Origin of the sequence: Maribacter sp. MJ134 (assembly GCF_003970695.1) — a bacterium.
In the GTDB taxonomy this organism is placed as follows: Bacteria; Bacteroidota; Bacteroidia; order Flavobacteriales; family Flavobacteriaceae; genus Maribacter.
Map to the genome: position 1 here is coordinate 2,220,769 of NZ_CP034570.1, position 22,882 is coordinate 2,243,650.

Annotated in this window: 14 protein-coding genes; 2 read left to right on the forward strand and 12 right to left on the reverse strand. The window is 40.5% G+C overall.

What is annotated here, in order from left to right; translation table 11 throughout:
• Nucleotides 1–89 precede the first annotated feature (89 nt).
• Nucleotides 90–968 carry an MBL fold metallo-hydrolase gene (locus tag EJ994_RS09810; RefSeq protein ID WP_126592267.1) on the forward strand — a complete coding sequence of 293 codons (879 nt, stop codon included), beginning with the start codon at nt 90–92 and terminating at the stop codon, nt 966–968.
• A gap of 79 nt (nt 969–1,047) precedes the next feature.
• On the opposite strand, the gene EJ994_RS09815 is transcribed toward EJ994_RS09810, so the two are convergent.
• From EJ994_RS09815 to ruvB, 10 genes are all read right to left on the reverse strand, one after another.
• A complete protein-coding gene (locus EJ994_RS09815) occupies nt 1,048–1,752 on the reverse strand; it encodes an energy transducer TonB (RefSeq protein WP_126592268.1) in 705 nt (234 codons plus the stop codon).
• 62 nt (nt 1,753–1,814) lie between these two features.
• The gene (locus tag EJ994_RS09820) at nt 1,815–2,162 is read right to left on the reverse strand and encodes a VanZ family protein (protein ID WP_164721444.1); all 348 of its coding nucleotides are present in this window, start codon (nt 2,160–2,162) and stop codon (nt 1,815–1,817) included.
• A gap of 37 nt (nt 2,163–2,199) precedes the next feature.
• Nucleotides 2,200–2,580, reverse strand: coding sequence for a glycine cleavage system protein GcvH (gcvH, locus tag EJ994_RS09825; RefSeq protein ID WP_099574180.1), 381 nt, complete (start codon nt 2,578–2,580; stop codon nt 2,200–2,202).
• Between the two features lie 155 nt (nt 2,581–2,735).
• On the reverse strand, nt 2,736–9,839 hold the full coding sequence (gene sprA / locus EJ994_RS09830; RefSeq protein ID WP_126592270.1) for a cell surface protein SprA: 7,104 nt from the start codon (nt 9,837–9,839) through the stop codon (nt 2,736–2,738).
• Nucleotides 9,840–9,919: 80 nt separating this feature from the next.
• The gene (gene ruvA / locus EJ994_RS09835; protein WP_126592271.1) at nt 9,920–10,501 is read right to left on the reverse strand and encodes a Holliday junction branch migration protein RuvA; all 582 of its coding nucleotides are present in this window, start codon (nt 10,499–10,501) and stop codon (nt 9,920–9,922) included.
• A gap of 74 nt (nt 10,502–10,575) precedes the next feature.
• Nucleotides 10,576–12,870, reverse strand: coding sequence for an NADP-dependent malic enzyme (locus EJ994_RS09840; protein WP_126592272.1), 2,295 nt, complete (start codon nt 12,868–12,870; stop codon nt 10,576–10,578).
• A 116-nt stretch (nt 12,871–12,986) separates the two neighbouring features.
• Nucleotides 12,987–14,294, reverse strand: a complete 1,308-nt coding sequence (locus EJ994_RS09845; RefSeq protein WP_126592273.1) for an MFS transporter — start codon at nt 14,292–14,294, stop codon at nt 12,987–12,989.
• A gap of 175 nt (nt 14,295–14,469) precedes the next feature.
• A complete protein-coding gene (queG, locus tag EJ994_RS09850; protein ID WP_126592274.1) occupies nt 14,470–15,387 on the reverse strand; it encodes a tRNA epoxyqueuosine(34) reductase QueG in 918 nt (305 codons plus the stop codon).
• Nucleotides 15,384–16,709, reverse strand: coding sequence for a cytochrome P450 (locus tag EJ994_RS09855; protein ID WP_126592275.1), 1,326 nt, complete (start codon nt 16,707–16,709; stop codon nt 15,384–15,386). Before EJ994_RS09855 ends, queG begins: the two co-directional genes overlap by 4 nt.
• Nucleotides 16,710–17,732 (reverse strand): Holliday junction branch migration DNA helicase RuvB, encoded by a 1,023-nt coding sequence (gene ruvB / locus EJ994_RS09860; protein WP_126592276.1) that lies wholly within the window; start codon nt 17,730–17,732, stop codon nt 16,710–16,712.
• Between the two features lie 95 nt (nt 17,733–17,827).
• On the opposite strand from ruvB, the gene EJ994_RS09865 reads away from it, so the two are divergent.
• A complete protein-coding gene (locus EJ994_RS09865) occupies nt 17,828–20,092 on the forward strand; it encodes an acyl-CoA dehydrogenase (protein ID WP_126592277.1) in 2,265 nt (754 codons plus the stop codon).
• Here the strand turns inward: EJ994_RS09865 and EJ994_RS09870 are convergent.
• Together EJ994_RS09870 and EJ994_RS09875 are read right to left on the reverse strand one after the other, a co-directional pair.
• A complete protein-coding gene (locus EJ994_RS09870; protein ID WP_126592278.1) occupies nt 20,089–20,913 on the reverse strand; it encodes a GIN domain-containing protein in 825 nt (274 codons plus the stop codon). The genes EJ994_RS09865 and EJ994_RS09870 overlap by 4 nt on opposite strands.
• A 136-nt stretch (nt 20,914–21,049) precedes the next feature.
• Nucleotides 21,050–22,879 (reverse strand): cbb3-type cytochrome c oxidase subunit I, encoded by a 1,830-nt coding sequence (locus tag EJ994_RS09875; protein WP_126592279.1) that lies wholly within the window; start codon nt 22,877–22,879, stop codon nt 21,050–21,052.
• Nucleotides 22,880–22,882 lie beyond the last annotated feature (3 nt).

Here is a 22,882-nt window from a genome sequence, read left to right on the forward strand (position 1 = left end):
GATAACCTCCACGCCATATCCCTGCAACCAAACACAGCTATTTCTGTTATATTTGAAGGATGATAGCTTATTCAAATTAATACTACACTATGAAAAAATTAGATTTACGTTCTTTCCTCATTTTCTTACTACTATTTTCCCTGAAGGTTACCGCACAAAAAGATGATGTTGTGATTACTGTAGACACCTTATCCAACAACGTTTACATGTTAACGGGTCAAGGAGGAAATATCGGTATATATGTTGGAAAAGAGAATGTTTATATGATTGATGACCAATTTGAACGATTAAGTCCTAAAATTAAAACCGCCATCGCTTCCTTGACATCAAAACCTATTGCCTTTCTCTTTAATACGCATATGCACGGAGACCATACTGGAGGCAACATAAATTTCAATAGTAAAGAAACTATTTTAATAGCCCATGACAACGTAAGGAATAGCCTATCCGCAAAATTGGCAGAAAAACCAGAACTTGGTGCTGCAATCTTACCCGAAATTACCTTTTCTGACGATGTTACCCTCTACGATGGAGAAGAGACCATAATGGCCTTTCATGTTCATAATGCGCACACCGACGGAGATGCAATGATATATTTTATGAAGAACAATGTGCTTCACATGGGTGATACCTACTTCTCAGGAAGATATCCTTATATAGACCTGAAAAACGGAGGTAGTGTTGAAGGTTATATCAAAGCCCACAGAAAAGCGTTATTGCTCATTAATGAAGACACCAAGATAATTCCAGGACACGGAAGGCCTTCCTCGAAACAAGAACTTGCATCCTACACGGAAATGTTGGAGATGATAAAAGCCAATATACTTGAGGCCATTAAGGACGGAAAAACACTTGAAGAAGTGCAACAAGCCCAAGAGCTGACAAGTTCATATGACGCCACGCATGGCTCGGGCTTTATTAATCCAGAAAAAATAAGAGCTACGTTTTATAATAGCTTGAAACAATAGTCCTAAAAATATAGCACTCGTCAAAAAAAAAACCCGAATCTTTGATTCGGGCTTTTCTATGTTTTAGGTTTTAAACCTTTTACTGTAGTTTAAATGTGATAGGAATACTAAAAGGAACACGTACTGCTCTACCTCTCTGTTTCCCTGGCGTCATCTTAGGTAATTTCGCAATGATTCTCGCAGCTTCTTTTTCCAAGTTCTTATCCGGTCCACGCATTCTTACGTTACCGATGCTTCCATCTTTCTGAATTACGAACATGATATTTACCCTTCCTTGCACACCCATTTCCTGAGCGATTTCTGGGTAGCGGAAGTTTTTACTGATATGCTTCTGCATCATTTTGTTAAAACAAGCTCTTTTGTCGCTTTCACTTTCACAGCCAGGAAAAACAGGTACGTTTTCAATTACCGCAAAAGGAACGTCTACATCCTCTTCCATTTCCTCTACTTCAACATCCTCTACTTCGATAATTTCTTCCTCTTGACTCGTTTCTGTAGACTCGATAACCGTTTCCTCAACCTCTTCTTCGTCCTCTACAACCTCGATAATTTCAGGTGCGGCTGGTGGTGGTGGAGGTGGTGGTGTTTTTATCTGTTCGGTCATCGGAACTTCTTCATCCAACAAATCATCCACATTCATAGAAATGTCATAATCATTGCTCTCATCATACGTTTTCCATTCAAATGCTACGTAAGTAAACAGCATTACGGCGAACAGACCAATTACAAAATAGAGACTACTATTTTTTGTTAAGTCCGCTTTAGGATTCTTTTTAGGTTCCATATCTATTCAATTTAGTGATTGCTAATTTAACTAATAAAATCATAATTATGCAATTAAAATTTTCATTTTAACGGCCATCGGTTGGAAAATAGCGACTTACCGATCCACATTCCCGATAATGCGCCTAAGGTATTGGCTATTGCGTCCAGAACATCCCCTTGCCTGTTCGCCGTAAACCCTGCTTGTAATACCTCAATAATTACGCCATAGGCAATTGCAAAAATTAGCATAAAAATTAGCCCTTTCTGCGGTCCAAAACGATTTTTGAATTGTTCATCGAAGGCAAAAACTCCCAAGACGACCATAACAAAGTAGAATCCAAAATGAACGATCTTATCAAAATGGGGGATGTTAATATAGGACACATCAACCCCCTCAAAAGAAGATAAGCTGGAAAATGTTACGAACATTAACCAGCTTATAAATGCTATTCTAAATATGATTGGTTTAAGCACCAACAAGAGCTTTGTAATCTTCATCACTCAACAGGTCGCCTAACTCGCTTTCATCACTAAACTTTATTTTCACCATCCAGCCGTCGCCGTAGGGATCCGAATTTACTTTTTCCGGCTCATCTTCTAAAGACTCGTTGAATTCTATAATCTCTCCAGAGAGTGGCAAGAATAAATCAGAAACCGTCTTAACCGCCTCTACCGTTCCAAAAACAGCTTCCCTTTCCAAGGTTTCGTCCAGGGTATCCACTTCAACATAAACGATATCTCCAAGTTCTCCCTGTGCAAAATCCGTAATACCAACAGTGGCAATATCACCATCTATCTTTACCCATTCGTGATCCTTTGTATATTTTAATTCTGATGGTGTATTCATTATGTCTGTTTTGAGTTTGGACAAATGTAAATTATTCTTGAAAAGTATTCAAATCGAAGCCTAAAATTCAAAGATAAATTAGGCCCCGTCAATTGATTTAATTCAATACTAAGGACAGGCAACCTATTCTCTGGCAATGGATTTACTATAAATTTTTAATTACCAAAATTGTAACGCAATGTAAAACCAGCATTGATGGTAGTCTGGGGAAAGGCCGTTGAAACAGCGAACTGGGAGAAAGAATGGTCATAGAAAAATAGTGCATTCAGTTGTTTGCTAAGCGCATAATCGGCGGTAAACTTAATGGACAGTAGATTTTGCCCTGATGTTATTTGGTTGTTATCGATATCTAAATTTCGGATAATGGTGATATTGTCCCTAAGGGTAACATCGGCTTTAAGGTTCAAATCCCCTTTTAACCGTGTTTTATTTCCACCAATATTGGTCACAAATTTCACGTCTTTAATACGGTAGCCTAGACCCACCGTGTACTCTTTACCATTAATCTCCGTCATTAAATTATTGTCAAAACTCAAAGACAAAGCTCTATCGGTTCTTACTTCTGCCAATACACTCACGGAATTTTTCATTTCAAAATCTACGCGCATTAGCGGGTTAAACTGATCGGTAAGCACCACATTGTTAATGATATTATCCGGCAGAACATCCAAAGTTTCGGGATCAGTAGTGGTATTTTGTTTTTCAAGGTTTGTCTGGAACGAATTGATACTGTATGAAGCTCTATAGCCATGACTTAAAGAAAAACGTTTAAATTTCTTTTTGAACCATTTGTTCTTCATTAACCCGGTAAACTTAATATTCCAGTTTGGAATTGGAATGTCTCTAAAAGCATCCAGATTTACCCTATCTACGTCCTGCCCTGTATAAGCCGCAAAAAATGCAGGTAATAGGACATCTTGCTGTGTTTTACCGTAGCGTTGTGGAAAACCATCATCATCCAAAGTGCCCGGAGTTTCACCTCTGTCAGACACCAAACGATTAGCGATGGTAATTCTATTGTCCTTGAATTTTTGAAAATTAGCTGAATCAAATTCATCACTTTTTCCAAAAGCGGTACCGATCATCATTGTTGATATACTGAAGCTCCCAAAGTTATTTCCCAATTGTACTTGGTAGGGGTCATCAGCATCCAGATCAATATTAAAATTTTCCTGATAGCTATTAGAGAATTGCCTGTCGGCAACCAAGTCAATCGTTAAGTCTCTCGTAGGCTGTGCGGTGGCCGTAATGTTCAATTGTTTATTGGTTCTTTTGATGAACTGCTCGTTAAATTCCGGAAATGCCGTTAACCAACCATTCCTGGCCGCTTCAAAACGCACATCGGCCTGACTTCCAAATACAAAACCAATAGTTGGTCTGGCGGTGCCTATGAATCCTACAGATTGTGTATACCCTGGTAAAACCGTACCATTATTTTCATTATAGTTGATATTCAATCTTTTTACCATGGTCACGATATCGACCACCGTATTGAACAGTCCACTGGTTTTCTTCTCTATTTTTTCCTCTCCATCCGCTAAAATACCGGCCTTATCCCTTCGGACGGGTCGTGTGCTTTTTTTCGTAGCCGTCTCCCTCTTTTTAAGACCAATGAGATCATAAAACTTTTGCATGGTCAATGAGGCCGTAAGCGCATGTGTATTGGCATTTTGAATGGTATTTATCTGAGCATTGGGGTCATTTAAAGAAATCTGTGCCACTTCCGCGAGTGCATCTCCCCCACGCTGCCAATCAAAATTACTGGTATAGGTATATTGAGCATTGATAAAATCCAACGCAGGGATTTTAGCGAAGGGCAACTCATAATTCAATTGCATTTCCTGCGAGTGCCTGTTAGGCTCCCCTATGTCAAAAAAGCCATCCCATAAACCTAAGGCTTCATCAATGTCCGACCTTGGATTACCCTCCTCCTCAAAGTAATTTCTCACGATATTGTTGTTGGAAGCCGTCAGGTTAAGGCGGAGTGATTTCGTTAGATTGTAATTCACCGCGTATTGCCAGTTGAACAAGTAGTTACGCTGCTGAAGTTCCGGCAGTTCTAAACGATCTACGCCTTCTTCCCTTACATCCCTAAAACGTTGCGCATTGAACTGTCTATTAATATTAGAGTTCAGTGAAATACTTGCAGGCAATAGGTTTAGATTCAAGTCCTTGAGCCATTTCCAATATTTTCCATTGAACAAGGAATCTTTCTTAGCAAAAGGCGCCACCTCAACAGGATCAAAACTATGATTATATACAAAACCAGTATTTATGTTCTGGTCCCTTAATTCTGCAATTTCAAAGTCTCTATGCTCCGTTTCGTTATACGAATAGTTAAACGTAAAATTCTCGATATCGTAGAAATTCTCCTCGGCTTCCTCGCCCCTATCCTTACGAACACCTATTAAATTAATACTAGTTCTCTTGGTGTAGTCTTCTGCTTGCTCTCTTATCTCTTCCGCAGCCTCCTCGTCCGGGGCAGCATCTATTAAATCATCTAATTTTAAGTCGTCATAGACCGGGTCAAATTCTGGTGTAATAATCTGTTCGGAAATACCGTAGTTGAACGGTAATTGGATTCCCCATTTTTTAGGAAGCAATTGCCCTACATTAATATTGGTAACCACATCATAAGAAGTGGCATCTTCACGGGCGCGTTCATTGGGCATCTGGTCTATGGACCCAAAACCAGAAGTACTTGTACTTCCTGTAGCCGTTACGTTTGCAAAATCGGCAATGTTGGCATCTACGGCAGCTACCGCGGCATAGCCTCCGTTATTATCCAAACCTGCCAGACGCAATTCATTGAACCACACCTCACCTCTCGCAGGAAGATTGTCTTGGTTCTTGATACCCACCATGATACTTCTAATACTTCCCAAGGATGGATTACCTCTAATACCTATACGTATTCTACCCGGAGTACGCACATCAAACTCGTTTACCGGAAAGACCTCTCCGTTCTCCACTTCAAAGAAACGCACCTCACTTAGGTCTCCTCCTTGTATCCAAAGTGATTTAACTTTATTTAAATCGCTCAGGTCAATATCCATTTCATTCACTTCCGGCCAAATTTCACTTTCGGAAGCTGCATTGAACGGTGTAAACTGTAAGGGCAATTCAATTTGATAGAAATTCTGGGAAAAATCGGTACCCATTCTAAGGAAACCAACCAATGGTGTAGAACTATCCGCATAATCACTATCCACAATTTTTTCCGCATGCATGAACATCTTCAAGTTCTTGTATTGCCTAATGTCGATATTCAAATTCTTGAAAACCCCTCTGGAATCTTGTGCCTCTAAATTCTCTACCAACAAAGAAAGTGATTGCTCGTTCTGACGAATAATCGTGTTATTATTGTTCAACTGTTCCCTGACAACACCTGGAGGCAACACATAGGGAATTGGGATTCTACCACTGTTCTCCTCTATGTTTACCGTATTCACGTCTAAAGTAGTACCGTCATCGGCAGGGTTATCGTCAATATTCACATCTTGAAGCGTCTTGGTATACGTTCTCCAGTCGCCGCGCACCAAATCTAAAGTAGCAAAACGTAGTACGGTTGGACTATTAAAGCCTGTCATGTACATACGCATAAAGCTAATGGACCTAAAATCGGTGATACCTCCGACCGCATCGGTGAAATCGCTTAAAGGAATTTTATATTGTATCCACCTACGGTTCAATTGGTCGCCGTTTGGCAGCTCTGGCGTTATACCTTCCTTGATATCCGTTACGTACTTATCATTAATCGTAGTATTCGGTTTAATTTCTATGCGGTACTCATAATAACTGTTCACCGTGTTCATTGTCAAATCCCTGTCAATATCCTCTACATCCGGTAAGGTGGTGGACCCACGGTTGGTATTGGTCACCTGCACTGGGGAGTTTCCGTCGGGATTATTAAAATCCAAGTAACGTTCTAGAATTCCGCCTTCCCTGTTCAAGTAATACTGATAGTTGTCCAATGCAGGGTCTTCCCCGGGATTACTATCATAAATGGCTGCTTCGGCCGCGTCGTTTAAGCCATCAAAACCTATGTCCTGTAAAGCCCTATTGGGTTCACTGGCATCAAAAGCATAGACCAGTGATTGCGTTGCAGGCACCTCTCCCCAAGAAGTAGGCGCTACAAAATCGTTACTATCCACCCCGGGAAGTCCGTTTTCATATTGTTTTTTACCATCTCGCAAGACATCCTCCGAAATATTCCCCAGGTTCAATACCAATTCCCCGGGCGTTGTGGCCTCCCCATCAACATAAGGATCTAAAACCCAAAATTGCACAAACTCCACATTGGCCTGCTCAAAATTTGTGCTGCTCAAGGAACGCATAATTCCACCCCATTTCTCTGAAGGTGGCGCACTGGTAAAATTAGGATTGTTATTGTAAGGTCCTTTTAAATTTGGATAGTATGCCATATCCAAAGTTCCCTGAACCGTGGTCTGCCCTTGGGCAATATCTACTTGAGGAAAAACCTCATCTATGAATACCCTACGAGTAGGGTTTGTAGAAATATCATTATCGCTGATGCCATCAGGTCTTTGATTGGTATAGAAAATAGGGTCAATCGTATACCAAGCCATTTTAGCCCTGCCAAAACCATTTTCCAAGTTTGCAGGGTCTTCCGGAGAACTACCCGCTAGTTGTCCACCAGGAGCAAACTCCAGAGGTGTACTTGCTAGGGTCCATCCTAAGGATGCCCTAATATCTATGAGCGCCTGTGCGCCTTCGAAATCGTCAAGATAAGTAGTCGTTTCCCCTTGAAAATCAGCATTTTTAGGGGAATTCGGTTTTAACCATGCTATCTCGGCACGTACGGATAGGTTAGATGGAACATCCGTATCTATATTCGGAAGTTTGTTCACCATCCTTGTTAACCAAGGAACCTCGGTAGAAAAATTACCGTTTAGTCCAAAAATCGTATTATTTACAGGTTCTACTCCAAAGTTTGATTTTTGAGTCAACGGCCTTTCGTTCAGATTTAAAAGTGTACCGCCGAGCACGAAGTTCTTATTAATTTGATGTTCCACATTGATACCGGTAAAGCGCCTTGTTTGTTGGCCAAAGACTGCATTGTTCTCTACAGAGATATTAATGGGCGTATTTGAAGCCTCCAAACTAGGGTCAAGAATCTGTACGGTACCCGCCTGATAATTTACCGTATAATCGATACCTTCTTGTAACTGTCTTCCCCCTGCGGTAACACGAACAGAACCCCTAGGCACATTAAATGCCCCGATGGGAATACCATTACTTCCTTCTGCTTTATACCTACCTTTTAAAAGAAATTTATTTTTCTCGGGATCTTGTAATGCCGCAGCTTTTGTGAGTTCGTACATATCCCTGAATACATACTGGTCTTGATTTGCGTTATACGCCGATGGGTTGTTATATTGGTCCGCATTTCCGTTTTCCAAGGTCTGGAAAAGAAACTCCCCAAAAGGTTCCACTTTCGTGAACACAATACGCCCACCCTGTGTGTCTATGGTAATTCCCGGAATAAAATCAAAGAAACCATCACCTCCAGGTTGTATATCGTTGTAAACATTTAACCGATCTAGGTTAAAGACATCTAAAAGAATACGTTCCTGTAAGCCATCTGGCCAACCGGTTCCCGGACCTTCTTCAACCGGTGTAATGTAGTTACGAGGTGTAGGGTCAGAGTAGAGAATATTCATTTTAAAGTCGTCCTGACTTAATCTAAAGGCACCCGTTGCGTAAATATTCTTCATCATCAAATCCCAGATAGGATCGCTAATGTTGGTAATATTACTTTTCAAGAGCTTTAAAACCAACGTATTATTTTCAATAATCGGGTTGGCTCCTCCAGAAATTGTAGTTGCATCCAAACCACCGTTCGCAAATTCTCCCACCTGAAAAACCTCTCCTTGAAAAGTATACTGGTACGCAACAGCTAAAACCTCATCGTTACTCAAACGCTGGTTCAATGAGATATACCCCAATTGGGTATTAAAATCATAATCACGCCCCTGTTCCAACTTTCTAGCGTTCTCTAAAATAGCGTAATCAAAACCTTGGTTAGGGTTATAACCTGCGGCAAAACTACCCGCATTAAATCCACTTTCAACGGTGGCTATATCCCTGATGTTGTCCGTTAAGGCTCCCCCTGCGCCAATAAGTGCTGGGTCAAAATCATTCGCATTGTTCCTTGGTCTTAAATCGGCAACATTATTGAAGAATCCTGCACCAGCACCATTATTCTGACCTACTCTGGTTTTGGTTTCATCAGCTTCCCCTAAATCCTGTAGCGCCACTACGTTTCGCACGTTAAGGGTTTGTTGGCTCCTATTAGTTACCCAGACTTCTAGTCTCGTTATCTGTATTTGACTCTGTATGTAAGGGTATTGTGCCAAAGCTTGGTCGTAACTATCCCTAAAGAATTGTGCTAAAAAGAAGTGCTTGTCCTCGTCATAATCCAGCGCGGTGATATTAAATTCGTTCAAAGTTCCTCCACCTTGGGCAACTACAGTATTGTTCTGTGAACGCTGCTCGGAAAATACGGCGGTCACCGTTGTTTTCCCAAATTGTAACTGGGTCTTTACACCGAACAAGCTTTGTGCGCCCTGAATGAGCGAACTATTTAAGGGCATATTAACGTTACCCACTTCGATTTTTCTGATAATGTCGTCCTCGGTGGGCGTGTAATCCAACTTTACAATATTTTGAAAGTCGAACGTGGCCTCTGTATCGTAATTTGCGGTAACCTGTAAACGCTCTCCGATTTTTCCCAGCATACTTAAGCTAATACGCTGATCAAAATCAAAAGACAGGTTTGTCCTATTTCTGGGGGATAAAGCAGGATTATCGTTCTTTTGCCAAATGACACCAAGATCCATAGCAACGGAACCCTGTGGAATTACCTCTATGGTGTTTCCTCCAAAAACAGATTGAAAAAAGTCGTTGTTCACATAAAAGTTAGGCAGTAGATTTTTTCTTGCTTCCTCGCTCCCCTCCTTTTTGCCAGAATAAGCATCCGATTTTTCTTTGAAATAAGACTTGATGCCTTCTTTTCTAATTAAATCATAATACTGGGCCGGTGTTAAAATTATGGGATAACCAATATCGAATTCGCCTACACTTTCATTGTAGATGTACCTATCTAAATTAGCATCATAAATGTATTTGGAAACGATGCTGTCCGGATTCTCAAGGACAATTCTACCTAGATCAAAACCGGTCTTTACGGAGTCTACCTCTTGCTCATCTGTTTCTTGCGCAACGGAAACCGCCATCGAAGCAAAAAATAGAATGAATAGGAAGGTTGACTTAAAAGTTATTTTAAGAATTTTTGTTGCCCCTTGTTTCAAACTTGTTACAAATTTTTGAGCGCGAGTTTTATTATGTTTTCTACGCTTAGAGATGAATCCTGGGAGATTACCTTATCTACAACCTTTTCGGCTTGTCTTCTAGCAAATCCTAGAACCTCTAAAGCAGATAACGCTTCATCTTTATTTGTATTGTTTTGAGTTAGGGAAACTTCGTCTATATCGTATACTTTTAAAACCTTGTCCCTTAAATCCAAAATTACGCGTTGGGCCGTTTTTGCACCAATGCCCTTAATGCTTTGGATGGTGGGCGCATCTCCGTTAGCAATTGCGTCTCTAATTTGAGCTGGACTTAAAGAGGATAACATGGTTCTTGCGGTACTGGCACCGATACCTGAAACCGATAGCAGTAGACGAAATATTTGTCGTTCAGATTTTTCGGCGAAACCAAACAGTGTATGCGAATCTTCCTTTACCTGAAGGTGAGTGTACAAACTGATCAATTCACCTTCTTGAATCTTAGAAAACGTATGCAAGGAGATATTTACAAAATATCCTACCCCGGCGCACTCTATAATTACGTCCGTTGGGTTCTTTTCTACCAGTTTTCCTTTAAGGTGATGAATCATTGGTTAAATTCAGGTTTAAAAATCCAGTTCAAGTTCAATGCCTAACGATTGATTTTAAACTTATATACTGCTTACTATCTTAGGGATTTTGCTTTCTTTCTTTTTTCTCTTTCTTGGGCATCGATAACCGCTACGGCCGTCATATTGACAATTTCGTCAACACTTGCCCCGAGCTGCATGATATGTACCGATTTCCGGAGGCCTACCATAATTGGACCTATAGAGTCCGCTCCGTTCAATTCTTTCAGTAATTTATATGTAATGTTCGCGGATTCAAGATTTGGAAAGATCAGTGTATTCACTTTTCTACCCGCTAGCTTAGAAAATGGAAATTGACTCTCGTGAAGTTCCCTGTTCAATGCAAAATCTGTTTGAATTTCCCCATCTACAACTAAACTTGGATTTGTTTCATGTAAGATTTCCACAGCCCTGCGCACTTTTTTAGCGTTGGGGTGGGATGAAGACCCAAAATTCGCATAACTAAGAAGCGCCAAGACAGGGTCAAATCCAAAGGTTGCCGCTACGTTAGCGGTCATTTGTGCTATTTCTGCAATTTCTTCTGCATTAGGTTCAATATTAATGGAAGTATCCGCTAAAAACAAGGGACCCCTGTCCGTAATCATAATGTTTACCGTAGATACCTTTTTTACATTGGCGGCACGGCCAATAACTTCTAAAATTGGTTTAACCACCGTAGGATAAGCCCTGGAGTATCCGGATATCATTCCATCCGCATCGCCCTCTAGAACCATCATTGCCCCAAAGTAATTACGTTCCTTCATTTTTATCTTGGCACTGTACAGTGTAGTACCGTTTCGCTTTCTGCTTTCCCAATATTTTGTCGCATAACGTATATGTCGTTCATCAAATTCTTTGGACAAGGGATCCACAATAGGAATATCGGCATCGAATTCCAATTCCTTTTTAAGCTCTACTATAATTTCTTTTCTTCCCAATAGAATGGGTTCTGCAATCCCCTCTTCATACACAATTTGCGCAGCCTTTAAAACATCCAATTGGTCCGCCTCCGCAAAAACGATTCTCTTTGTATTCGATTTTGCCCTGCTGTGCAATAATCTAACCACCTTATTATCATTACCCGAACGTTGTAACAGCTCTTCTTCATAGCGTTGCCAGTCTTCTATTGGGGCATTCGCCACACCGCTTTCCATAGCAGCCTTAGCCACAGCGGGCGGAATTTTAGCGATGAGTCGTTGATCAAAAGGTTTCGGAATGATATAATCCTTTCCGAAGGTTAATCTGGTTTCTCCGTAGGCAATATTTACCTGCTCCGGAACGGGCTCCTTGGTCAGTTCTGCCAAGGCTTTTACCGCAGCCATTTTCATTGCTTCATTAATGGAGGTAGCCCTGACGTCCAAAGCACCCCTAAAAATAAAAGGAAATCCAAGCACATTGTTCACTTGGTTAGGATGGTCCGATCTTCCCGTGGCCATAATAATATCCTTCCTTGTCTTACATGCCAGCTCATAAGGTATTTCAGGGTCTGGGTTGGCCATGGCAAAAACAATGGGGTTCGGTGCCATTGAGGTAAGCATTTCCGGAGAAACGATATTGGCAATGGATAGGCCTACAAAAACGTCGGCATCTTTCATTGCCTCTTCCAGCGTATCGATTTTTCTGTCAGACGCAAACTCCAATTTCTCCGTGGACAGATTTGCCCTGTCACTGCGGATAACACCCTTACTATCCAACATGACTATGTTTTTTGGACTTGCTCCAAAGGCTTTGTAGAGTCGCGTACAGGAAACTGCCGCGGCACCTGCGCCGCTAACTACAATTTTAACCTCACTTATCTTCTTTCCTGTAAGCTCTAAGGCATTCAATAACGCCGCAGCGGATATAATTGCCGTACCATGCTGATCATCGTGCATTACGGGAATGTCAAGCTCTTCCTTTAATCGTCGTTCAATTTCAAATGCTTCCGGAGCCTTGATATCTTCCAAGTTGATTCCACCAAAGGTAGGAGCAATCATTTTTACAGTTTCCACGAACTTATCTACATCTTCGGTATCCAATTCAATATCAATACCATCGATATCCGCAAAAATCTTAAAAAGCAAACTTTTCCCCTCCATAACGGGTTTAGATGCTTCTGGACCGATATTTCCCAATCCTAAAACGGCAGTTCCGTTAGAGATGACTGCTACAATATTTCCCTTAGCCGTATATTTATATACATTCTCCTTATCCTTTGCGATTTCCAAACAGGGCTCTGCAACCCCTGGCGAGTAAGCCAAAGCTAAATCTCTCTGCGTGCTGTACGGTTTAGTCGGTACTATTTTTATCTTTCCCGGTTGTGGTTTAGCGTGATAAATTAGTGCCTCCCTGCGTTGCTTCTGATTGCTCATCTAGTGTAGTTTATTAAAACAAATTTAGGGGTATTCTTTGGAAAAGCAGAATCTCCCCAAAGGTTTAAAACAAAAATTTAATTGCAATTTTCTTCAGTTGAAGAAAATTGTACCAATCACTCAGAATTATTGGGAACATTAAGGCGCATGGCCAAAATTGCACTAATGATGAAGAAGGCTCCTGCAAATAGGATAGCATTTATAGCGCTTCCTCCAAGTAAATATTTATAAATAGGTCCAAAAGTCAGCGTTTCTATGCCCATTGGAATAACGATCATCATATTTAAAATACCCATATAAACACCACGTCTATCCTGCGGAACAACCTTTGACACCATGGTATAGGGAATACCCATCATAGCTGCCCAACCAATGCCGAAAAGTACCATAGGCGCTAGCACTAGTAAAGAATCATCAATAAATGGAATTGCGAACAATGCCAAACCGGTTCCTACCAAACTTAATGCATATATCTTTTTACCTCCATATTTCAAAGTAAGCGGCACGAGAGCTAAGGCCACCACCATAGTAACTATATTATACGTTAAACTCATTTGGGCCGATTGCGAAGCAGCTTCTGAAGTAGAGTAACCTAGTGTAAGCTTAAAAAGTGGCGTTATGTACTGCCAGTACACAAAAAGTGCATACCATTGGAATAAGTAAACCGCACTAATTTTCCACATAAAAGCAGGCATATCTCTAATAGCTGTTACTATTTCAGCAAAGGGCTTAGCAATTCTTGCGCCAATTGGCTTACTTCTATCATGGTTAATTTCAGCTAACTCTTCGGCGGATGGAGGAATTTCCGGTGTTTTTAGAACGGACCATAAAATAGTTGCTATGGAAAGTATACCTCCTATATAAAAAGAATAGTATAGCCACTGTGGTATGGAACCCGCTACTTCAATTGATTCATCTCCCAACAGGTATTGAAACAATACGATAGACCCATTTGCCAAAAGAATACCCGCGCCTACAAATAAGCTCTGCATTTGAAAACCTAAACTCAATTGCTTTTCAGGCAATTTGTCCCCTACAAATGCACGATAAGGCTCCATGGCCATATTGTTACCTACGTCAAGAATCCAAAGCAAACCAACGGCGAACCAAAGCACAGGACTTGTTGGGAAAGCAAAAAGACATAAACTACCCAATATTGCTCCTATTAGAAAATAGGGCTTACGTCTTCCCCATTTAGGAGACCATGTTTTATCTGACATAGCCCCAATAATGGGCTGAACAACCAAGCCGGTAACCGGCCCAGCGATATTTAAAATAGGAAGCATATCCTCTGGAGCACCTAAATAAAGGAATATAGGATTAATTGCAGTTTGCTGGAGACCAAAGCTATATTGGATTCCAAGAAAACCAACATTCATATTAAAGATCTGCCAAAAACTGAGGCTTGGTTTCGCTATTTTCATCTTAACGTTTAGTTTGGTTGAATATTGATGTCAAAATCTTAAAAATCTGTATAAAAAATCGATAATTCGTAAAATTTTAGCTCTTCCAAGATAGTATTTTTAATGCTTGATGCGCCATCAGCATCCAAAAAAAGAGCTAAGTTCCCCAACGAAAACGATAGAGTTATCTAACCAATCACTTAAGAAATTTAATATTGCGCTGTAGTCCAGAGAATTTGGTTCGTTTTACGGCGGATTTTTGGAATACTTTTTTAAAAACATCTTCTGTAATCTCCTCCCAATCTTTTTTGGTCATGGATAATAAATCCGGATGTGGATTGAACAGCGGTTCTTGATGTGGTTTTGAAAATTTGTTCCAAGGACAAACATCTTGGCATACATCGCAGCCAAAAGCCCAATCATTAAACTGACCTTTAAATTCACTGGGAATCTCGTTCTTAAGTTCTATCGTGAAATAGGAAATACATTTACTACCATCCACCACATAGGGTTCTGTTATAGCCTGTGTAGGACATGCATCTATACATGCGGTACAAGTGCCACAATGGTCGGTGACCGGGGAGTCGTAGGATAACTCTAAATCAACAATGAGTTCCGCTATAAAATAAAAAGAACCCACTTGTTGTGTTAGTAGGTTGCTATGCTTACCAATCCAACCCAAACCACTTTTAGCGGCCCATGCTTTGTCCAAGACCGGTGCAGAATCTACGAATGCTCTTCCGTTGACCTCACCGATTTGTTCGGAGATGAATTCTTGAAGTTGTTTTAATTTGGATTTTATCACATGATGGTAATCATGGCCATAAGCATATTTGGAAATCTTGTAGGTATCTTCTTTTTGGGTTTCTTCCGGATAGTAATTCAGTAAAAGTGAAATGACCGATTTGGCTCCATCGACCAATAAACGTGGATCTAAACGTTTGTCAAAATGGTTCTCCATATATGCCATTTCGCCATGCATATTATTGTTCAACCACTTCTCTAAACGGGGGGCCTCCTCCTCTAAAAAATCGGCCTTTGAAATTCCACACGACAAAAAACCAAGGCGCTTGGCTTCGGTTTTTATAAGTTCGCTTGTCTTGGAAAAATTCATCTTGGTATAAAATGAAGTTTAACGCTAACAGGTTTCAGGGAAATTAATGGATTAATAAGGACTTCATCATCCACCGGTCTTAGGGTATAGCTACGAAGAATCTCGGCCACCGTCAAAATCATTTCTTGCATGGCAAAGTTATTACCTATACACATTCTTGGCCCGCCACCAAAGGGAAAATAATAATCGGAATAGTCCCTTTTATTTGCAGGATCGAACCGCTCTGGCTTGAAAGCGTTGGGAGATTCCCAAAAACGCGAATCCCTATGCAATTCGTAAATGGCAAGCAACAACATTGAGTTTTCAGGTATTTCGTAATCCTCTATCTCATCTTTTATAATAGATTCCCGGTCAATATAGTACGCAGGTGGATATAAGCGCATTCCTTCCTCTATACACTGTTTTACATAACCCAATTTTCGTAAACTTTCCATCTCAATACCCTCCGTCCAATCTATCGCATTTATTTCTGCAAAGGCTTTTCCCTGTTTTTCCGGATGTTTGGCCAGTAGGAACAATATAAATCCTAAGGCATTGGCCGTAGTCTCATGTCCCGCTGCAAACAGTATTAAAATTTCATCGATCAATTGCTTTTCTGGCATACGGCTTCCGTCCTCATAAGTAGCCTTAAGAAGCATATCCATCAAATCATCTTTTTCAGAATCTTGAGCCAACCTCTCCTTTATAATGCTACTTAATATAGCACGTGCCTCTAAGGAAAGTTTGATATGTCTATTTATTTTACCCGAAAACTTATACCACCAATTTAGATAGGGTTGTCTCATTTCTTGGATGAGCATACGCTGATTGGCTTCCGTAATTTCTTTCAATGCTGACATCTGCACTTGAATATCGTCACGACTGAAAAGGGATGTTGCCACTACTTGAAATGCGAGGTCCCCCATTAACGGATAAATATCCTGTATTTCTCCGGCTTTTATCTTGGACAACTCCCCTTTTATGGCCTGGTACATAATCTGTAATAAGCCCTGTAGTTTTCTTTTATGAAAAGCGGGCTGTATCATCCTTCTGTGATTACGCCAATGCTCCCCGTTTGAGGTGAGCAGACCACGTCCAATATACTTTGCCAAGTCCACCGTTTGAAGTGAGGATTTTTGATAATGTTTTTGCTTTGTTTGAAGGATTTGCTTGATAAATTTGGCCTGTCTGGTAAAGATGATCCGTTTCTTGAGACCTACAGCCACTTCAAAAGTATCTCCTAAACGGTTAAAATTATCGTGATGAAAAGGTATCGGGTTTTTAAGGATCTGTTTTCTGTTTTTAAAAACATGGGTCCTTGATACCACTGGTAGTTTTTTCATTTAAAAAAGTCCAGGTTGTATTCCTCCTTTAATTCTGCCCAAATGCTTGTAAGCTAACTCCGTTACTTCCCTGCCCCGCGGAGTACGCATAATAAAACCCTGCTGTATCAAAAATGGCTCATACACCTCTTCTATGGTTTCCGAACTTTCCGAAACTGCCGTGGCCAAGGTAGTGATACCAACAGGACCTCCTTTGAACTTGTCTATAATGGTAGTAAGAATCTTATTGTCCATTTCATCCAATCCGTGCGCATCAACATTCAATGCTTTCAAACTAAATTTTGAAATTTCCATATCTATGTCCCCAGTGCCCTTTATTTGAGCAAAGTCCCGTACCCTGCGGAGCAATGAATTACAGATACGCGGAGTTCCTCTACTACGCCCCGCTATTTCGATGGCCGCCTCATTGGAAATCTTGACCTTCAAAATTTCGGCGCTACGCTGAACAATGGTAGATAACAACTCCGTTGAATAGTACTGCAACCTACTTTGTATACCAAAACGCGCCCGCATTGGTGCTGTCAATAGTCCAGACCTTGTCGTTGCGCCGATCAGTGTAAAGGGGCTTAGATTAATCTGAACCGATCTTGCATTAGGCCCAGTCTCTATCATGATATCAATTCTATAGTCTTCCATAGCCGAGTATAAATACTCTTCCACGATAGGGCTTAAACGATGTATTTCGTCAATGAACAGCACATCTCGCTCATCCAAATTAGTGAGAAGACCTGCTAAGTCTCCCGGTTTATCCAATACCGGACCAGAGGTTATTTTGATGCCTACGCCCAATTCATTGGCCAAAATATTCGCCAAGGTGGTTTTACCTAAACCAGGAGGCCCATGAAATAAAGTATGATCTAAGGCTTCACCTCGCTGATTGGCTGCTTCTACAAAGACTTTCAAATTCTCCAAAACCTGTTCCTGTCCGGTAAAATCGTCAAAACTAACTGGTCTTAAAGCTCTTTCAATATCAAGCTCTATATCAGAAAAACCATCTGCGGAAGGGTCTAAGTACTCATTCATATCCTAACAAAGATAGGGAAACGGGCTTAAAGAAATTCATGGTAGGGTTTGCATTCTTTAGGAAATTTTAAACGAATAATTCGTATTTTCAACTCATGGAAAAGAAAATTTACTCTGCCGGCATTTTACAATATATCCCGATATTTTACGTGATTTGGTCAGACGATTTGGTTTCGACATCAGAAATAAACGTAGTAGAAAAGGCCATCAGTTCAGACGATAGTCTATCTAAAGAAGAGAAGAAGGTGTTGACGTCTTGGCTAGCGGTAAATAATCCTCCTGCCAACGAAGAATTTAAGGCTTGGAAAAATATCATTTCCAATTCAGGAGTTAAACTCATCGAAAGTGAGACTTACCCACTGACCACTTTTAGTCAAAAGGTGGTTTGTCATTACAAAGATTCGTGTCCGTTTAACGAGAGTCTAAAAGCTATTGAAATTAATCTAGGCATACAACCCAATCACTACAACCATCTTTTTGATGTGGAGGTTGAATATGAGAGCGTTTCGGATTTCTATGATGCCAAAGAAATAGACCTTGTTCTAAAGGGTAAGAACGCTACCGTAGTAGATGATTTTAGGACCGTTTTAGACCATGATATTTTTAAATGGGACGTTCATAGAACAAAAGAGGATTTCCGAAAAATAGTTCTTGATCAGGTTAAATATCTCGCTTCCAAGGGGTACGGCGCCATGGCCTATCCCAAAGCATACGGAGGAACCAATGATATGGAAGGCTACGCCACTATCTTTGAGAATATGATGTATGTTGATGGAAGTCTTACCATAAAATTCGGCGTACAGTTTGGTCTGTTCGGAGGTAGTATTCAAAAATTGGGCACCAAAAAGCATCACGATAAGTACTTGAATAAAACTGGAGAGGCCGATTTACTAGGTTGTTTCGCCATGACCGAAACGGGTCATGGTTCTAATGTAAGAGGCATTAAAACTACCGCCACTTATGATAAAAAAACTGATGTCATTGTGTTGCATACACCAGGAGAAAACGATAATAAGGAGTATATAGGAAACGCTTTAGATTCCAAAATGGCTTCAGTTTTCGCCCAGCTCATCGTAAATGGAAAAAATGAAGGTGTGCATGCTATCTTGGTGCCGTTACGGGATGAAAACCACAAGCTGTTACCTGGAATCAAAGTTGAAGACAACGGTTACAAATTAGGCCTCAATGGGGTTGATAACGGAAAAATATGGTTTCATCAAGTGAGTGTTCCAAGAGAAAACCTATTGAACAAATACGGGGACATCAACTCGGAAGGAATCTATACATCCGACATCCAGAACCCTAATAAGCGCTTTTTTACCATGTTGGGAACCCTAGTCGGGGGCAGGATATGTGTAGCCCGTGCAGGACTCGGGGGAGCCAAAATGGCTCTTGCAGTCGCTATTAAGCATGCTTTGAAGAGAAGGCAATTCAATGATAGTATAAAAATTCAAGAAGATTTGTTGATGGACTATCCTACGCATCAACTACGTTTGACACCTTTGGTAGCTAGTGCGTACGTGTATCATATCACATTGGATAAGATGATGGAGGTATACTGTGATGAAAATCAACCGGACAAACGCAAAGTAGAAACTCAGGTAGCGGGGTTGAAATCCATAATCACCTGGTATGCCAATAACACCATTCAGGAATGTAGAGAAGCCTGTGGAGGTAAAGGTTATTTATTAGAGAACCGTATTGCAGATTTAAAAGGCGATGTAGATATCTTTACCACTTTTGAAGGAGATAATAACGTATTGCTCCAGCTAGCGGCAAAAGGTGTACTATCGGATTTTAAGGCAGAGTTTAATAGTGCAGGATTTACTTCTGTCCTGAAACTTTTAAGTCAGCAGTTGAGCGATAAACTAGCAACTGTAAATCCTTTGTACGCCAATAAGGTGGATGCTGAGCATTTATATAATCCAAAATTTCACAAGCACGCTTTTGAATATAGAACACGAAGGTTAACTTATACCTTGGCCATGCGCATACGCAGTTATATTAAAAAAGGCGTACCCTCTTACCAAGCATTCCTAAAAGTACAGACGCATTTACTGGCCTTAGGGAAAGCATATAGCATTGAACTCGCTTACTCGACATTTACGTCCTTTACGGATTCAATAACTAACGAAACAAATAGGGCACTGTTTCAAAAATTGGGAACGCTTTACGCACTATCGGAACTACGAAAAGATGCCTCTTGGTTCTTAGAGCAGGGCTACATTGGCAGCGCTAAATCAAAAGCTATACGACAAAGAACCGAACGATTATGCACCGAGTTACGCCCTCATATAGAAGTGTTGGTAGATGGTTTTGGCATACCCGACCATTGTATGTCGGCACCCATAGCTCGTTAGTTATTTTCTTTATCCAGTTGTGAGGTATCTAAAAAGTCCAGTATGGTTATTTTAGGGTTTCCGTACAAACTTGTTTTAGAAGAGCCTCTTGAAGATAGTTGAAAGTCCACCAGCACATTTACTCTTGCATTTGGAGAATCTTCAGAAACGACTAGGGCCGTATTGGATTCCAGTTTTTCTGCTTTAAGATTACTATTCCCATAAAGTTTAGCCGTTAAGAAATCGGTTGTCCCTTCTAACTTAGCCGAGGCGTTCTTATACATGTAAATGGTATTCTTTTCCCCAGTAGCATATATCTTTGCGTCTATCCTGTCCTTTAAGGTAAGATTAAGCGAGTCGCTCGCCACATTGAAATCTCCAGAGCTAATCCCTTCCATGTCTATATCAATAATATCGGCAGTTGCATTCAGCTCAAGTCTTGCAGTACCTGAGGTTCTAACCGTAAGTCTATCGGAGGATATCACATCTTTCATACTTATCTCTCCGTTCCGCATGGTTAGTCCATCCAGCTCCGTATAGTATACCACAATATTAAGTTTCTTTTTGGAGGTGATTTTATAAAATGAGGAAATGATCAAAGTGCTATCTGTCACTTTAAACTTCAGCACATCTATTAAATTATCGTCGGCTTCCAAGGTGTATCCCTCATTCGAAGCCTTCTGTAACAAAATTTCAAGATCATCGTTGAGCTGTATGGCATGAAAGGCAGGCAAGTCTTCACGCACTTCTACAACATTCTTATTCCCCTTTATTTTTGGTTTTCGTTGAGCAAAGGAATGCGTATAACTAAATATAATTAACAATAAAATGACTCTTTTCATGTGTTCTAAAGTATTTCTGAATATAAAATATGGATTTAAAGGTATTACAAAAATTCAATATGTCTCTACTACACTTATTATCAAAAAAAATGCCCAACTTGAAAAAGCTGAGCATTTTATTAAATATATGTCTATATCAATGATTCAATTCCTCCTCATCGTTCTGTAGGGGAATATGCTGTGGTACAAAATCCTGTCCTGGGATAATGTACTCACCTTTCTCATCTACTTTACTATAATCATAAGCCCAACGGTGCACGTGGGGAATAGCACCAGGCCAGTTGCCGTGAAAATGCTCTTGTGGTGTTGTCCACTCGAGCGTATTTGATTTCCATGGGTTCTGAGGTCCCTTTTTACCATAGAACATACTGTACACAAAATTGGCCACAAATACCAATTGAGCCGCTCCGGCAATAAGCGCAAATACCGTCATTAAAATTTGAACGTCTGCCAGCTCATCGAACATTGGAAAAGCAGTGTTTTCATAGTATCTTCTAGGTACGCCTGCCATACCGACAAAGTGCATCGGGAAGAATACACCGTAAGCACAAATGGCCGTTACCCAAAAATGCACGTATCCTAGATTCTTGTTCATCATTCTACCTTCGAACATCTTAGGGAACCAGTGATACACCCCTGCGAAAAGACCGTATAATGCAGATATCCCCATTACCAAGTGAAAGTGTGCTACCACAAAATAGGTGTCATGTACGTTGATGTCCAACGTACTATCACCTAAAATGATACCTGTAAGGCCACCAGTAATAAAAGTTGATACCAGTCCTATTGAAAATAACATTGCCGGATTCAACTGCAAGTTACCTTTCCATAGGGTTGTAATATAATTGAATGCCTTTACCGCTGACGGTATGGCAATTAACAATGTTGTAAAAGTAAATACGGAACCTAAGAACGGATTCATCCCTGAAATGAACATATGGTGACCCCAAACAATCGTAGATAAGAACGCAATGGCCAAAATAGAGGCGACCATAGCACGATAACCGAAAATAGGCTTACGAGCATTGGTGGACATTACTTCTGAGGTGATTCCTAATGCGGGCAATAGAACAATATAAACCTCTGGGTGACCCAAGAACCAAAATAGGTGTTCGAATAAAACTGGCGAACCACCTTGATAATGTAGCACTTCACCCTGAATAAAAATATCCGAAAGGAAGAAAGAAGTACCAAAACTTCTATCCATTATTAATAGCAATGCTGCAGATAATAAAACAGGGAACGATATGATACCGATAATAGCGGTTACAAAAAATGCCCATATCGTCAAAGGTAATCTTGTCATGGACATACCTTTAGTTCTAAGGTTGATGACCGTTACCACGTAGTTCAATGAACCCAATAAGGAAGAGGCGATAAAAATTGCCATGGACACTAACCATAACGTCATACCCATACCAGAACCTGGCTGTGCCATAGGTAGCGAACTTAATGGGGGATAGATGGTCCATCCCGCAGCCGCTGGTCCCGCTTCTACAAATAGTGAGATTACCATGATTACACTCGATACAAAGAATAACCAGAAGGAAACCATATTCAAAAAGCCAGACGCCATATCACGTGCGCCTATCTGCAATGGGATCAATAAGTTACTGAATGTACCACTAAGACCTGCGGTTAGAACGAAGAATACCATGATGGTTCCATGCATCGTAATCAATGCCAAATAAACGTCGGCATCCATTACCCCATCTGGGGCCCATTTACCAAGAAAAGTATCAAAAACTAAAAATGACTCTCCTGGCCATGCCAATTGCATTCTAAATAATAACGACATTGCAATGCCAATAAAACCCATTACCAAAACACCTGTAATGAGGTATTGCTTGGCAATCATTTTATGATCCTGACTAAAGATATATTTTGTTACAAAAGTCTCTTTGTGATGATGATGTCCATGATCGTCATGTGCATTTTCATCTACATGTGCTGTTACTGCTGACATAAT